At 41.4% G+C, this 17,063-nt stretch carries 9 protein-coding genes; 8 read left to right on the top strand and 1 reads right to left on the bottom strand.

The genetic code is table 11. The annotated features are described in order from the left end of the window. Positions 1 to 144: 144 nt before the first annotated feature. The 7 genes from H4075_RS11230 (at position 145) to H4075_RS11260 (ending at position 13,639) form a co-directional block, all read left to right on the top strand. Positions 145 to 2,544, top strand: a complete 2,400-nt coding sequence (locus tag H4075_RS11230) for a glycosyl hydrolase 115 family protein (RefSeq protein ID WP_255460168.1) — start codon at positions 145 to 147, stop codon at positions 2,542 to 2,544. A gap of 60 nt (positions 2,545 to 2,604) precedes the next feature. Further along, positions 2,605 to 5,487, top strand: coding sequence for a glycoside hydrolase family 2 TIM barrel-domain containing protein (locus tag H4075_RS11235; protein ID WP_182800947.1), 2,883 nt, complete (start codon positions 2,605 to 2,607; stop codon positions 5,485 to 5,487). A gap of 110 nt (positions 5,488 to 5,597) precedes the next feature. Continuing rightward, on the top strand, positions 5,598 to 7,676 hold the full coding sequence (locus H4075_RS11240) for a hypothetical protein (protein ID WP_255460169.1): 2,079 nt from the start codon (positions 5,598 to 5,600) through the stop codon (positions 7,674 to 7,676). Further along, positions 7,676 to 11,128 (top strand): DUF4450 domain-containing protein, encoded by a 3,453-nt coding sequence (locus tag H4075_RS11245; RefSeq protein ID WP_182800949.1) that lies wholly within the window; start codon positions 7,676 to 7,678, stop codon positions 11,126 to 11,128. The genes H4075_RS11240 and H4075_RS11245 overlap by 1 nt, the downstream gene beginning before the upstream one ends. A 52-nt stretch (positions 11,129 to 11,180) precedes the next feature. Next, the gene (locus tag H4075_RS11250; protein WP_182800950.1) at positions 11,181 to 12,383 is read left to right on the top strand and encodes a glycoside hydrolase family 88 protein; all 1,203 of its coding nucleotides are present in this window, start codon (positions 11,181 to 11,183) and stop codon (positions 12,381 to 12,383) included. 4 nt (positions 12,384 to 12,387) lie between these two features. Beyond that, a complete protein-coding gene (locus H4075_RS11255) occupies positions 12,388 to 13,314 on the top strand; it encodes a glycoside hydrolase family 43 protein (protein ID WP_255460170.1) in 927 nt (308 codons plus the stop codon). A 19-nt stretch (positions 13,315 to 13,333) separates the two neighbouring features. After that, on the top strand, positions 13,334 to 13,639 hold the full coding sequence (locus tag H4075_RS11260) for a hypothetical protein (protein ID WP_182800951.1): 306 nt from the start codon (positions 13,334 to 13,336) through the stop codon (positions 13,637 to 13,639). A gap of 5 nt (positions 13,640 to 13,644) precedes the next feature. Here H4075_RS11260 and H4075_RS11265 read toward each other — a convergent pair whose 3' ends face one another. Then, positions 13,645 to 14,808 carry an MFS transporter gene (locus H4075_RS11265; RefSeq protein WP_255460171.1) on the bottom strand — a complete coding sequence of 388 codons (1,164 nt, stop codon included), beginning with the start codon at positions 14,806 to 14,808 and terminating at the stop codon, positions 13,645 to 13,647. A 232-nt stretch (positions 14,809 to 15,040) separates the two neighbouring features. On the opposite strand from H4075_RS11265, the gene H4075_RS11270 reads away from it, so the two are divergent. Further along, positions 15,041 to 17,062 (top strand): rhamnogalacturonan lyase family protein, encoded by a 2,022-nt coding sequence (locus H4075_RS11270; RefSeq protein WP_182800952.1) that lies wholly within the window; start codon positions 15,041 to 15,043, stop codon positions 17,060 to 17,062. Position 17,063 lies beyond the last annotated feature (1 nt).

Raw genomic sequence — 17,063 nt, forward strand, 5'->3', positions numbered from 1 at the left:
CAGCCACCGACGCTAAGGTCGGCGCCATGGCTCGCAAAGACGTTTCTTTATTAGTCCTCATCCTTCGATGCTGATATGCAGGACACCGCAGGATAGCTTACCTCCGCAGTACGTTAAATTTACACGCTGTTTAAACGATTGTGTATGCTGAAGATGTTCAAGGCTGTGCTCTGCTGTTCTCTGTTTTTTCTTGTGACAATTTGCAGGGCGCAAACCAATACGCTCTCTGTTTCTGAAAAACCTTCTTCCTTTTCTTTATTCACATCTTCTTCTGTTGCGAAGATCTGTGTTGATGAGCATGATGCAAAAGTGGTGAGTATTGCTGCCAATGCTTTTGCAAACGATGTGCAGTTGATCAGTGGCAAACAAATGCAGGTGCTGCATAAAATTCCGGCAAAAGGTTTTGTTGTTGTTGCAGGAACGATCGGTCAGTCAAAATTGATTGATGAACTAATCAAATTAAATAAACTTAATGTCAGTGCCATTAAAAATAAATGGGAACGGTTCAGTATTCAAACTGTTGGCAATAAACTGCTGATTATTGGGAGTGATCCGAGAGGAACTGCCTATGGTATTTTTCATGTATCGAAATTGTTAGGTGTGTCACCCTGGGTTTGGTGGGCCGATGCAATACCTGCAACCAAAAAGCAATTGTTCATTTCAGGTTCATACGTTTCAAACGAACCTTCAGTTAAATACCGTGGTATTTTTTTAAATGATGAAGACTGGGGACTGCAACCATGGGCCGCCAAAACACTGGAACCTGAAACAAAAGATATTGGTCCAAGGACCTATGCAAAGATTTTTGAGTTATTACTTCGCTTAAGGGCAAACCTGATCTGGCCTGCCATGCATCCTTCCACCAAAGCTTTTTTTCATTATCCCGGCAATGCACAAATGGCCACTGATTATGCTATTGTGATCGGCAGTTCGCATGCCGAACCCATGTTGCGGAATAATGTGGATGAATGGAAGGAGAATACAATGGGAGAGTTTAATTTCATAACCAATCATGATACTATCTATCAATACTGGGAAGACCGGGTGATTCAAAGCAAGGGCTTCAATGCGTTTTATACATTGGGTATTCGTGGCGTGCACGACAGCAAGATGCTTGGCGCCAATACATTGCAGGAACAAAAAGAGGTGATGGATAAAGCAGTGAAAGAACAACGTGAAATGTTGACGAAACATATTAACCCTGCTATTGAAAAAGTACCTCAGGCATTTATTCCGTACAAAGAAGTACAGGATATTTATGATTATGGTTTTGAAGTACCGCAGGATGTAACACTGGTCTGGTGCGATGATAACTATGGTTACATCAAACATTTTCCCAATGAAAAAGAACGGAAGCAGAAAGGCGGTAATGGTGTGTATTATCATATTTCTTATTGGGGAAGGCCGCATGATTATCTGTGGCTGGCCAGCACGCATCCTGCACAATTGTACACACAAATGCGGATGGCTTATGATAAAGGAGCAAAAGACATGTGGGTGCTGAATGTTGGTGATATTAAACCCGGTGAATATTTAACGGAATTGTTTTTAGATATGGGATGGAGTATGGATTCCATTGCCAACAATCAAAAAGGTTTAGAACAACATTTACATAACTTCCTTGTAAGAGAGTTTGGAAAAGCGAATGCAAAAGAACTGGTTTCGTTGATGAATGAATACTATCGCCTGGCGTATATCCGCAAACCTGAATTCATGGGCGCTACCAGAACCGAAGAAAGCGATCCGAAATATAAAATCGTTGCCGACTTACCCTGGAGTGAAGAAGAGATCAATCAACGGTTGAAAGAATATGCTGTGCTTGATGCGAAAGCAGTGCAGTTGTCCAAACGCATTTCATCAGCAAAGCAGGAAAGCTGGTTCCAGTTAATTGAATACCCGGTACGTGGTGCCGCAGCCATTAATCAGAAATTATTAATCGCACAACTGGCAAGACATGGCAAAGCAACATGGACATTAAGTGATGCTGCATACGATACCATTGTTTCTCTGACAAACAAGTATAGCAATCTTGGTAATGGAAAGTGGAAATACATGATGGATATGAAGCCAAGAAAACTGGCGGTGTTTGATAAAGCGATTCAGCAAACAGTTGACAAACCACTCGTACAAACAGCGAAGCCCTTGTTTGTCTTCAACGGAACAGGTTATAAAACATATACGGGTGTAAAACCATTGGCACATGGGCTGGGTTATCAGCGTGGAGCGATCAGTTTGCAAAAAGGAAGTTCTGTTTCCTTTGTGTTTACAGGTAACATTGATTCATTAAAGATCGTATTGGCATTAGCTCCCAATCATCCTGCTGAAGGAACAAAGATCCGTTACAGTATACAAGTTGATGATGGCCCTGTGCAAACAATTGACTATGCCACACAGGGAAGGAGTGAAGAGTGGAAACAGAATGTATTAAGCAACCAGGCGATTCGCACAACACGACATACAGTTGGTAAGTCTGCAAATCATGTAGTGAAGATTACGGCAGTTGATGAGGGAGTGATTGTTGACCAGGTGAAGCTGTATGAGTGATGAATGATGAGTGATGAGTAGTGAAAGGATAATAAAGTCGATAACAAACAATAAGAACAAATGATGAATAAGATTTACAAAGTTGGGTTACTTATAACTTACAACTTATTACTTATAACTTCTCTTCATAGCCAACAGAAGCAAATCCAATACCTCTCCGGTACCGATGCAAAGAATACCGTGCAATGGGATTTCTTTTGCACGGCAGGTCGTAACAGCGGCGAATGGAAAAAGATACAGGTGCCGAGTTGCTGGGAACAGCAGGGATTTGGTAATTACAACTATGGTCGTGATTACAAAACCCATGGAAAGAATTTTCGTTTCTACGATGAGAAGGGAATGTACAAGTATCAGTTTAAAATACCTGCTGCATGGAAAGGCAAACAGATCAATATTGTATTTGATGGCAGCATGACGGATACCGAAGTAAAGATCAATGGCAAGAGCGCAGGTGATATACATCGTGGTGCATTCTACCGGTTTAAATATGATGTGACTTCGCTGTTGAATTTCGATAAGGCAAATACACTGGAAGTAACAGTAAGTAAGATGAGTAGCGATGCAAGTGTAAACAATGCGGAACGGTTGGCTGATTACTGGGTATTCGGTGGCATCTTCCGCCCGGTGTTTTTAGAAGCAACACCTAAACAATACATCGACTATGTAGGAATTGATGCAAAGCATGATGGCAAATTCGCCATGCAGGTATGGACGAAGGGACTTGCACAAAATGCATTTGTTATAACAACCATTACCGATGCAAATAAGAAAGTGATCTCGACAACAAAAACTGCTGTTGCAAAAACAGATGAAAACATCATTGTATCAACGCAAGTCAACAATATTAAATCATGGACATCTGAAACACCGAATCTTTATACTGCAACTGTAGTGTTGCAGGATGCAGCAGGGAAGAAATTATATGAACTCAATGAGAAATTTGGTTTCCGCACAATAGAGGTAAAACATGGACAAGGGATTTATATCAACGGAACACAGGTGAAAATGAAAGGCGTCAACCGGCATTGCTTCTGGCCGGAAACTGCAAGATCATTATCCAAAGAAAATGAATTGACAGATGCACTGCTGCTGAAAGAAATGAACATGAACGCTGTTCGCTGCAGTCATTATCCCCCCGATAAATATTTTCTGCAGTTATGTGATTCATTAGGTATTTATGTATTGAATGAATTGGCTGGCTGGCAGAAATTCTATTCAGCCAAAGCAGGAGAGCCGTTGGTGAAAGAATTAGTGTTGCGTGATTTGAATCATCCTTCCATCATCTTTTGGGATAATGGAAACGAAGGCGGCACCAACAAAGAACTCGATGATGATTTTCTGAAATGGGATTTTCAAAAACGTCCTGTCATTCATCCGCATCATCGCCCGGGAAATCATTTCAGTGGCATTGATGGAAATCATTACGAAGATTATTACAGTACACAAAAAATTCTCAACGATTCACTCATCTATATGCCAACAGAAATGTTGCATGCACAGGATGATGGTGGAGGTGGCGCTGCTATGGAAGACTTCTGGAACCTGCATTGGAAGTCACAGAAGAGTGGGGGTGTGTTTATTTGGGTGATGGCTGATGAAGCGGTTATGCGTACGGATCTGAATAATGCGCTCGATGCAAATGGTTTGAATGCAAATGACGGGATACTAGGCCCGCATCGTGAAAAGGAAGGAAGTTTTTATGCATTACGTGAAATCTTTTCCCCCATTCAGCTTTCGTTGTCAGATCAATTGCCTTCAACGTTTAACGGAGAAATTGAATTGGAGAACCGGTTTCATTTTCTCAATACCAATCAGTGTACGTTTTATTGGGCATTGGTTGATTACAGTAAACCATTTGATCGTTTTGATGGCTATGTTGTAAAACAGAAAGGACAAGCACCTGCACCAACGGTGTCTCCCTTACAAAAAGGAAAGTTGAAAATTAATTTACCTGCAGACTATAAGAGCTATGATGCACTGGTAATTGTTGCAAAAGATAATTACGGGAGAGACTTGTACAAATGGATCTCCAAAGTAAAAGACAATGCTTCACTGCTGCAAAATTTTGTAACTGGGAAAAAAGATTCAACATCAATCAAAGAAACCGATAGTCTGTATACAATTACCGGTGGTGAAGTAAGTGTAGTGCTTGATAAATTAACCGGCAATCTTGTCACCAGCAAAAATACAGCAAATGATTATGTGCTCTCGTTTAATAACGGTCCGGTCCTGGTGAAAGGCAATGCTGCAGTTGTTTCTTCGAAAGCATACAAAGAAGAAAACAACCAAGTGGTGGAGTTCACCTACAGCGGGAATATGAGATATGTAAAATGGAAGATCAATGCAAGCGGCTGGACAACGATGGAATATGAATACAGTGTGGAAGGAGATCAACCATTTACCGGCGTGAGCTTTAACTACCCAGAGAATTATGTATTATCGAGTCGTTGGTTAGGCAAGGGCCCGGCACGCCAATGGAAAAATCGTATTGCCGGCACGCCTGTCAATGTTTGGCAAAATATTTATAACAATACACACACCGGTTATTCGCCCATTGTGTATCCCGAATTCAAAGGTTATTATGGTGAAGTATCCTGGATGGAATTAAGTACAGTACAGGGTAAGTTATACATTGCCAGTCCTGATACAGGTTTGTTTATTCGTCTGTTTGATTTTTATGCATTAAGTGATGCAGTGAAACCACATCCGGAAGTGCCTGTTGGAAATATTTCCTTTTTGGATTGTATTCCGCCAATAGGTACGAAGCTGGCAGTTGGCTTAACGACGAACACAAGAGTGTATGGCCCGATGAGCGAATTGAATCATGTGAAAGGAAGCAAGAAGCGTACATTGTATTTTTATTTCGGTATGCCGAAGACAACTGATTCAAAAGAGAATTACAGCAGACCGGCGATTGATAACGTTTTTGCCCCCATCCCCTAAAGGGGGTAAGGCAGCAGCTTTATTATCATGCAACAGTTTAATAGAAAATGACAATGAGACTAAAGTCTATATCTTTTTTTCTTAGTGCTTCTTTGTGCTTTTGTGCCTTTGTGGCTACTTCACAGGGTATCGATCGTGAAGCGGTTGTAAAGCGTCACAATGTAAAAGTGAACAAAGTTGATTCGCTTTCTTCCCTCACTGTTGGTAATGGCAATTTTGCTTTTACGGTTGATGCAACAGGTATGCAGAGTTTTCCGGATGCATACATCAAAGGAGTTCCATTAGGAACACAATCGGTATGGGGCTGGCATAGTTTTCCGAATACAGAAAATCTTCGTGTTGAAGAAGCACAGAAAGTATATGAGCTGGAAGGAAGAAAAATTTCTTACACCGTTCAGCCCAAAGAAAGGGGCAGAGTGAAGATGGCGGTTGAATATTTCCGTGTGAATCCGCATCGTTTGCAATTGGGCAATATTGGTTTGGAAATAAGAAAGAATGACGGAACACTTGCAACGGCAAATGATATTCAGAAGATCAGCCAGGAGTTGAATTTGTGGACAGGAATTATCACAAGCAATTTTGCAGTAGAAGGTGTGCCGGTGAAAGTAACAACTGTTGCACATCAGCAACACGATGCTGTTTCTTTTCGTATTGAATCGCCTTTGTTATTTAAGAACAGGATCACTGTTCGTTTACGCTTCCCTTATCCCAATGCACAGTTCAAAGATGGCGGCGATAATTTCAGTAAAGATGAGGCGCATACTTCATCCCTTTCAAACAGCACCGGCAGCGCACTCATCAAACGAACACTTGATACAACCAATTATTATGTTGATGTGAACTGGACTTCATCCGCAACAATGAAAAGGGAAGGAGCTCATTATTTTAAACTGCAACCAACGTCGGGTAAAGGTTTATTTGAATGCAGTTTCAGTTTCACTGAAAAGAAGCCTGTAACAACTATTACCAACTTTGCTAAAACAAAACAAAGCAGTGAACTCTCATGGAAAAAGTTTTGGTTAAGCGGCGGTGCTGTTGATTTTTCGCAGGTAAAAGAAACAAGAGCATTTGAGTTGGAACGCAGAGTTGTGTTATCGCAATATCTTACCAAAGTGCAATGCTCGGCTGCCTATCCTCCACAGGAAACAGGCTTGACGTATAACAGTTGGTATGGTAAACCACATCTGGAAATGCATTGGTGGCATGCCGTGCATTTTGCACAATGGGGCAGACCTGAGTTGATGGAAAAAAGTTTAGACTGGTATTTTAAAGTAGCCGAAAAAGCAAAGCTTATTGCCAAACGACAGGGCTTTGAAGGATTGCGTTGGCAAAAGATGACCGATAACAATGGTGATGAAGCACCTTCATCTGTTGGTGCATTTCTCATCTGGCAACAGCCTCATTTTATTTATATGGCCGAGTTGTTGTATCGTCATGATCCTACAAGTAAAACACTGAATAAGTATAAAGAACTGTTATTTGCTACAGCCGATTTCATGGCATCCTTTCCATCTTACAATCAGCAAACAAAAAAATACAATCTTGGCAAAGGCTTAATTCCTGCGCAGGAATGTTTTGATGCGGTATCAACCTTTAATCCTACGTATGAATTATCGTACTGGAGTTGGGCATTGGAAGTGGCGCAACAATGGAGAGTGCGTTCAGGTTTACCACGGGAAAAGAAATGGGATGAGATCATTAATAATCTTGCGCCATTGCCACAATTGAATGGTGTGTATCTCGCCGCCGGCAATACACCTGATTGTTACGATAAAGGATCGAAGTATTTAACGGATCATCCGGCAGTGTTAGGAGCATACAGTACCATCCCGGCTGCCAATGGTTTGGATACTGTTGTGATGAAGAAAACGTATTTCACTGTATTGGAAAAATGGGATTGGAATGAAACATGGGGATGGGATTATCCACTCATGGCGATGACGGCTGCACGTTTGCACATGGGTGAAGAAGCAGTGAATGCATTGCTGATGCCTGTCCGCACAAATACATATTTAGTGAATGGACACAATTTTCAGGATGATCGGTTAACGATTTATCTTCCGGGTAATGGTGGTGTGCTGAATGCTGTTGCATTGATGTGCACCGGTGCTGATGCAGATAAGGGAATCAATATTGGATTTCCAAGAACATGGAATGTGAAATGGGAAGGGTTAAAGAAAATGTTTTGATGAAAGGATTACTGTTTATATCGGCTGCTGTTTTTTGTTTGATGAATAATTCAACTGCACAAGAAAAGCAAAAGCTATGGCATGGCATTGAACGGCAAGTGCGTTATCATCCCGAAGGAAATGATATTGTGATTGAAAATGGGACAAGACGATTCAACCGTGCACTGTATGGCGGTAATACAGCTTTCCGTGCTGAAGTAGGCGACTTGCCTGAGTTTGCTTTGTATATGCCGGGGATGGGTGGTAATCTTAAATTTGGTCTTGTTGTAAACGATAAAAGCAAGTGGCTGATCGAATGTAAAAAGATCAAAGCCATTTACCGTGCAGGTTCGATGCTGTATGAGATCAAGGATGAGTTATTGGGAGATGGTGTTCTTCGTCTGCATGTAATTGCACTGTATGAAAACGAAGGAATGATTGTACAACTGCAAACAGATAATATTTCAACTGCTGTACAATTAGTGGCTGTATATGGTGGTGCAACGGGTAAAAAGTTTTCACGTGATGGTGATATCGGTGCCGATCCTGAATCATCATTTTTTTTAAAGCCGGAGTATTGCAAGGATAATCTGTACAAGATCAATAAGAATAATTTTACGCTGCTCTACGGTTTTGCAAAACCGTTAAGTGAAGAGGAACGATACGAAGTGCAGCACCTTCCTGCAAACGCCAACAACAGTTCTGCTGCTGCAGATAAAGGAAAAGAACTGGTTGGTATATTTCCTGAAACGGCTGTATTAAAAATGGCCGATGCAACCAAGCAACAATCGCCTGTTGTATTGTTACAGTCTGAAGTTGTTGCTGCACCGTTGATCACAGCAAGTCTGCCACTCAACAACAAACAAACTTATTTCTTCGCTATACAGAAACCTGAAAAAAAGCAAGCACTCTCTTACGTAGCTTTACCAAAACAATTTCAACAGGCAGAAGCAGCACGCAAAAAGATTGCTGATCGCATTAAAGTATCTACACCTGATCCGTTCATCAACACATTGGGTTCGGTGTTGGGAATTGCAGCTGATGGCGTATGGGAAGATCCATCGTTTATGCATGGTGCTGTTGCATGGCGCATGCGTTTGAATGGCTGGCGTGGTGCGTATGTGGCCGATGTATTTGGCTGGCACGATCGTGCACGGAAACATTTTGATGGGTATGCATTGTCGCAGGTAAAAACGCCGTTGACAGGCCCTGTTGTTTCAGATACGGCTTTGCATTTGGGTCGGCAGCAGGAAAAATTAGGCACATCCTTATTCAGCAGTGGATACATTTCACGAAACCCCGGTGGTGATTTGCGTGCACACCATTACGATATGAACCTTGTGTTCATTGATCAGCTCTTAAATCATTTCAACTGGACAGGTGATACAGCTTATGTTCGGCAAATGTGGCCATTGCTTGTTCGTCATCTTGATTGGGAGAAAAGAAATTTTGATGTGGATGATGATGGATTATATGATTCGTATGCTGCTATCTGGGCAAGTGATGCATTGCAGTACAGTGGTGGTGGTGTTACGCATTCATCGGCGTATAACTATCGTTCCAATAAAGTGGCAGCACAGTTGGCAAAGATCATTGGCGAAGATGGAAGCAAATATGAAGCAGAAGCGAATAAAATTCTGAATGCCATCAATCAGCAATTATGGATGAAGAACAAAGGCTGGTATGCTGAATATAAAGATCTGCTGGGCAATAAATTGCTGCATGAGTCGGCTGCATTGTGGACGATCTATCATGCGATTGATGAAGGCATTACTGATCCATTCCAGGCTTATCAATCATTGCAATATGTTAATCATTATATTCCGCATATCCCCATCATCGCAAAGGGATTGAAAGATTCATCGTTGTATACGTTGTCAACCACCAACTGGCAGCCTTATACCTGGAGTTTGAATAATGTAGCATTGCCCGAGCTGCTGCACACTGCATTGGCGTTCTGGCTGGGCGGACAAAAAGAAGAAGCTTATCGTTTATGGAAAAGTTCGTTGATGGAAAGTATGTACCTCGGTGCAAGTCCGGGTAATATTCAACAGTTGAGTTTTTATGATGCCATACGAGGTGAGTTGTACAGAGATTTTGCCGATCCCATTGGTATGGCCGGTAGAACATTGGTAGAAGGTTTGTTTGGTGTATTACCTGATGCATTGAATGATCGGTTGGTGATTAAACCGGGCTTACCGCAACACTGGAACAATGCATCCTTAACCACACCGAATATTCAGTTTGTATTTAAACGCACACGTTTGACGGAAGAATATTTGTTGCAGCCAACGTTTGGCAAACAACTGAAACTGCAGTTGATCATTCCTGCCTACAGAGATGCTGTTGAATCATTAACGGTAAATGGAAAACCTGTACAATGGAAAGTAGTGGATAGTATCATCGGAACGCCTTCGTTGCAGATCGATGTTGCGGCTGCAAAGTCGTATGTGGTTGTCATCAAATGGGAGGGTGAAGGATTTGAAAAGCCGGATTATAAAAAGACATACAACAGCAGCGAATTGGTACAGGTGAAACTGAGTAAGGCAATTATCTTAAATCATTATCAACCGGTGGAAGTGTTACGGAATTTAGTACGTGCATCAAATATTGTAACGGGGAATCTGAACAATGCAGGTGTAAACAGTTTGTACCTGCAGTTGAAGCAAGGCGATTTCAGTTGGTTTGAGCCATTGAACTTTTCGTTGATCGAAGATGAACCATTCATTGAAACTGTAACGATCACTCCCGAAACAAAATTTGAAACCGTTGATCTTACCCAACAGTTCAATGATGCGGTAACGAATATTTTTAAGAATGAATATTTATCGCCTCGACCTGCAGTCCCAACTTTGCAATTACCTAAGCAGGGAATTGGCAACTGGGCTTATCCGTTAACGACAGCAAACATCAGCGATGGTGGTTTGCGAGTAAAAGCAGGTATAAAGAATGAAGTTCGCATCAACAATATTCCGTTTAAAACAACTGCAACAGAAAAAAAGAACATTGTGTTTACATCGATGTGGGATAATTATCCTGATTCTGTTGTGCTGCCTTTGAGTGGAGCTGCATCGCATTCCTACTTCTTAATGGCGGGCAGCACCAATCCCATGCAAAGCAGAATGCTGAACGGAACGGTTGTAGTAAATTATACCGATGGTACTTCATCTGTACTGGAGCTAAAGAACCCCGAAAACTGGTGGCCGATTGAACAGGATTATCTCATCGATGGATTTGCGTTTACCGCCGGTGCAACGAAACCTACCCGTGTATTATTAAAGACCGGTGACGTGATGCCGTCGAATTATAAGTACACAGGCATCAAAGGTTTTTCCAACTTTGGTATTGATGGTGGCGCTGCAACGGTCTTAGATTTAAAACTGAACCCGCATAAACAATTAAAAAGTATTACGCTCAAAACCATCGCCAACGATGTAGTGATTGGGTTGATGAGTGTAACCTTGGTTCGATAAAAACCGGCCTAACTGATCTAAGTCTTAAATTGCTGAATAAACTTCTTTAACTATGTTGCTTGCAAAACGTTTGTTCTTTTTGATCGTTGTACAATTTGTTCTTACAATTAGCTATGCGCAAACAAAACAACAGCCTGATAAAGCATTGTTGAAAACAATTGAGCAGAATATGCTCGATGCTGCTGCCCAATACAAAGTGTTGGCGAATAATTTGCCTGCAGATAAATTTCCCAAAACATATTTCCCCACAACCAACAAATATGAGTTCAGCAATTCCGGGTGGTGGTGCAGTGGTTTTTACCCTGGTACATTGTTGTTTCTTTATCAACAAACAAAAGATGAAGCTCTCTACAAAGAAGCGCAACGCATTCTGGAAGTATTAAAGAAGGAACAGTTCAATACAACCACACATGATCTTGGGTTTATGATGTATTGCAGTTTTGGCAACGCCAATCTGATTCAACCATCTGCTTCATACAAAGACATACTTGTGACGAGCGCCAAATCATTGTCAACACGGTTCAGCCCGGTTACAGGTGTGATTAAATCATGGGATGGAAAAGCAAATGAGTACCTCGTGATCATCGACAATATGATGAACCTGAAATTATTGTTCTGGGCCACACAGGTAACAGGTGATTCTTCGTTTTACAAAATTGCTGTTACACACGCTAATACAACCATCAAAAATCATTTTCGTGCAGACAACAGTTCTTATCACGTGATCAACTACAATTCACAAACAGGTGCTATTCAACAAAAAAGAACAGCACAGGGTTTTGCTGATGAAAGTGCGTGGGCACGTGGTCAGGCATGGGGACTGTATGGCTATACTGAAACCTACAGGGAAACAAAAGACAAACAATACTTAGAGCAGGCGAATAAGATCGCAGCGTTTATACTGAATCATCCAAATCTGCCTGCAGATAAAATTCCTTACTGGGATTTTAATGCACCGAATATCCCCAATGCCTTGCGTGATGTGTCTGCTGCAACGATTATGGCCTCTGCTTTACTGGAGTTAAGCGGCTATGTCAACAAAGAATTATCTGTCAAGTATTTCAAAGCTGCAGAAACGATCTTAAAGAATCTATCAACCGAACAATACAAAGCAGCAGCAGGAACCAATGGTGGATTTCTATTGAAGCATAGTGTTGGGCATTTTCCCGCTCAAACAGAAATTGATGTGCCGTTAACCTATGCTGATTATTATTTTGTTGAAGCCATGATCCGCTACAAAGCGATGTTTAAATAATTGAATGATGAAGAAAATCTGTTTACTTGTTCTTGTATTGATGCAGTTACTGCGTGTAAATGCCCAGTCTGATTCCGTTTATATGTTTGCATATTTCAAAAACAACGGACAGGATGGCTTACATCTTGCCTACAGCAACGATGGCTTTACATGGAGCGCATTAAAGAACGACAGTTCAATCTTATATCCAACGGTTGCAAAAGATAAATTGATGCGTGATCCCTGCATCATTCGTGGAGCAGATGGTTTGTTTCATATGGTGTGGACTGTGAGCTGGAACGATAAAGGCATTGGTTATGCCAGTTCAAAAGACCTCATCAATTGGAGTGAACAAAAGTTTATCCCGGTGATGATGCAGGAAGATTCTGCTCGTAACTGCTGGGCACCCGAGATCACTTATGATGCAAAGCGCAAACAATACATGATCTACTGGGCTACTACCATTGCCGGTAAATACAAAGCCGATCCAAAAGTAGAGAATGGTTATAATCATCGCATGTATTCTGTGCTTACAAAAGACTTCAAAACCTTCAGTAAAACAAAACTGCTGTATGATAAAGGCTTTAACGTGATCGATGCAACGATCATCCCTGATGGAAAACAGTTGGTCATGTTCCTGAAAGATGAAACGAGAGAACCGGTGCAAAAGAATATCAAGATCGCTACAAGCAAAAAGATGAACAAAGGTTACAGCGATGCATCGGCGCCCATTACCGGTAATTACTGGGCAGAAGGGCCGACTACTTTAAAGATCAACGGCACCTGGATCGTGTATTTTGATAAATATAGAGATCATAAGTATGGTGCAGTTCAATCTACTGATCTGAAAAACTGGACAGATGTTTCGGATAAATTAGTAATGCCGAAGGGAATACGTCATGGAACGATTTTTACCATAAGCAGAAAGGAGTTTGAGTTGTTGCCTAAGTAAACAAATAAACAGATTAAGAATGCGTGCAAAAAAAAGCAATTTCTATTTTACAATTTGGGAAGTCTCTTTTGGAATATTAAGTCTATCGTCTGTTCTTATTGTCAAGTATCCTCTTTTGATTTTTTTGTCCACCATTATTGGATTAATAGGAGTTGAGCAGATGATTACCTATAAAAAACTATGGGTGATTGAAAATAAAATCTCCTTGCAAGAAGCCGGCAGCATGATCAAAAAACAGAAAATTCTTGTAAGAATTATTCAGGGATGTATTTTAATTACAGCAGTCATAATAGCAAGTCAAACTTTTCACAAGGTCAAATTCTGACAAGCTTATGCCAGTTTTAACTTACTAATCATATAACTGATCACCAAACCAAGTATTGCTATCACTGCAAAAGAATAACGCAGTCCTGCCAGTTCAGCAATATAACCGATCAATGGTGGCCCCATCAAAAAGCCCAAGAAGCCAACACCTGAAACAGTAGCAATTGCGATACCACTTGCCACATCTTTTACTTTTCCAGCAGTGCTATAAACTAAGGGAATAATGCTGCTTACACCAAAACCAACAATCAAAAATCCAATGGTTGACATGATGATGTTCGGAAATAAAACGGCTGTCATCATACCAACAAAGATCAACACACCACTTATCTGCACCATTTTGGTTCGTCCAAAACGTTCTGCGAGTCTATCGCCTGTAAAACGTCCCGTCGCCATCATGATCATAAACGAAGCATAACCCAACGATACCAATTCGCCTTTTACTTTCACCACTTCTTTAAAATACACTCCGCTCCAGTCGAACATACAACCTTCAGCACTCAAACAACAGAAAGCGATCAAACCCAATTGCAGCAACAAACCTTTCGGCATCTGGAATCGTTTCAACGAAGATGCTGTACGACTGGTAGGTGTAAGAATGAGATATTTCTGAAAGAAAATATTTAATGTAATCACCATTGCTGCAACGATCATGAAGTGATACATTGGCACTAATTCCAAACGCATCATCAATAAACCAACCAATGCACCTGTAAATCCTGCAGTGCTCCAAACTCCGTGAAACGATGCAAGAATGGATCGTCCATACAATGCTTCAGCATTTACTGCCTGTGTGTTCACAGAAATATTACAGAGATTACCCGTCAATCCAAATACGTACAAACATAAAGCTAACAACCACGGAGTGTTTGCAATTCCGATCGTGATCAATGTAAGCGCATAACCTACAGCCGCTAAACGAAGAACATACTTACTGCCAAAACGTGTAACCAATTTTCCACTGAAAGGCATCATGGTTAATTGTCCGGCGGGCAACGCTAATAAAATGCTGCCTAATGCTGCTTCAGATAAATGTAAAGTTGTTTTAATATCAGGGATGCGGCTTGCCCAACTGGCAAAGCAAATGCCCTGGCAGAAAAAGAATACAGATACGGCAATGCGCATCTGCAGATTCGAGTAGTGGTTGGTTGCTGTTGAAATAGTCGTCAAAGTCTCAATTAAAGAACGAAATTACCCGAAAATCAATGGCTAAACATAGCATTATCGTAATAAAATCGTGTAAACGTATTCGCAAACGTTTGTGCAGGATGCCGCAGGATAGATGAGGAAGCATCTATGGCTAATTTGTGAGCTAATGATTGCTATGTCTGTTTTCAAAATGAAATTTGTTTGTTTCTTTTTGTGCTGCTGTGTTCTTCATCAGCTACCTGCCCAACGTAAAATGGAAAAACTAAATCGTGGTACCGTTGCGGTTCGGGTGAACAGTTCGGAAGTATTTCTCAGTTGGCGATTAATGGGTACCGAACCATCAACTACTTCTTTCAATATTTATCGGGATGGAATAAAGATCAATGCCACAGCATTAACCGGTGCTACCAATTACAAACACAGTACCACAACAAACGGCACTTACATGGTTAAGGCTGTAGTGGACGGTACGGAAGAAAGTAATAGTGTTGAAGCTTCTGTGTGGGTGCAACAGTACAAACAGATCCCGATACAACAACCTGCAGGAGGTACAACGCCTGATGCGGTTGCTTATACTTACACAGCAAACGATGCAAGCGTTGGTGATTTAGATGGCGATGGTGAATATGAAATCATTTTAAAATGGGATCCTACCAATTCAAAAGATAATTCACAATCGGGCTATACCGGTAATGTGTACCTCGATGCCTATAAAATGAACGGCACCAGATTGTGGCGTATTGATCTTGGTATTAACATTCGTGCAGGTGCACATTACACACAATTCTTAGTGTACGATTTTGACAGTGATGGCAAAGCAGAAATAGCTTGTAAAACTGCTGATGGCACAAAAGATGGTATTGGTACAGTGATTGGAAATGCAACTGTTGATTATCGTAACAGTAATGGTTATGTATTGAGCGGACCGGAATATTTAACTGTATTCAACGGCATAACAGGTGCTGCAATGGATACTGAAAATTATACTCCCGCAAGAGGAACCGTAAGCAGCTGGGGTGATAGTTATGGTAATCGTGTTGATCGTTTTATTGCTGCCGTTGCTTATTTGGATGGAATCAATCCAAGTATGGTATTTGGTCGTGGCTATTATACAAGACTTGTAAGGAGTGCATGGGATTTTAAAAATGGGCAATTAGTACAACGCTGGATATTCGACAGCAATACAACCGGCAACAATGCGTACGCAGGCATGGGCAATCACCAGATGACTGTTGGTGATGCAAACGGCGATGGGAAAGATGAAATCTATAACGGATCAAGTGCGGTGAATTATGATGGCACCGGTTTCTTTGCAAATGGATTGGGGCATGGTGATGCATTGCATATGACTGACATGGATCCTGATCGTCCGGGTATGGAATTATGGCAGTGCTATGAAGAACCGGTAAAGTATGCAGGGAAAGGTTTGCGTTTGTTTGATGCGGCCACAGGTGTGCCCATCTGGGGCGTAAATGCAACAGGTGATATTGGTCGTGCACTGGCAGCGGATATTGATCCCCGTTATAAAGGATATGAATGTTGGGGCTCCACAGGTTATCTCTACAATGTGAAAGGCGATTCAGTCGGGCCATCACGACCTACCATCAATCATGCAATCTGGTGGGACGGAGATCTGCTGCGTGAAATACTGGATGATGAAAAGCTGGAGAAATGGGACTATGCCAATAACAGACTCAATCGTTTATTGACCTTATATCTCGCAAATCTGGGTTCAGCTTCAAGTAACAATTCAACAAAAGCAAATCCTGCGTTGACAGCAGATATATTAGGCGATTGGCGGGAAGAGATCATTATGCGTAGCGGCGATAATCAATTCCTGAATATCTATACAACCGTTAACGAAACAACACATCGCATTTATACGCTCATGCACGACCCGCAGTATCGTTTGGCAATTGCCTGGCAGAATGCAGCATATAATCAACCACCGCATCCGGGTTTTTATCTGGGCGATGGTATGAGTGCAGCGCCAATACCCAATATTCAACTGGTGAATGCTGTCACTACTCCTGTAAGCGATCAAACTGTTGCCGCAATAACTGTTGATGTATTTCCCAACCCTTCCGTAAAAACTTTTTTCATCAGAGCAAACGGAAGCTTTACTTTTCACATCTATGATGTTAATGGGAAGCTGCAGCAACAGGGAACAGCCGTAAATCAAATTGAAACCGGAACTGAACTGATGGCCGGTGTATATTTCGTGAAAGTGATGGCAAAGAAGCAACAAACAACAATTAAGATCATCAAACAATAAC

The sequence above is a fragment of the Lacibacter sediminis genome (genome assembly GCF_014168535.1).
Classification (GTDB): Bacteria; Bacteroidota; Bacteroidia; order Chitinophagales; family Chitinophagaceae; genus Lacibacter; species Lacibacter sediminis.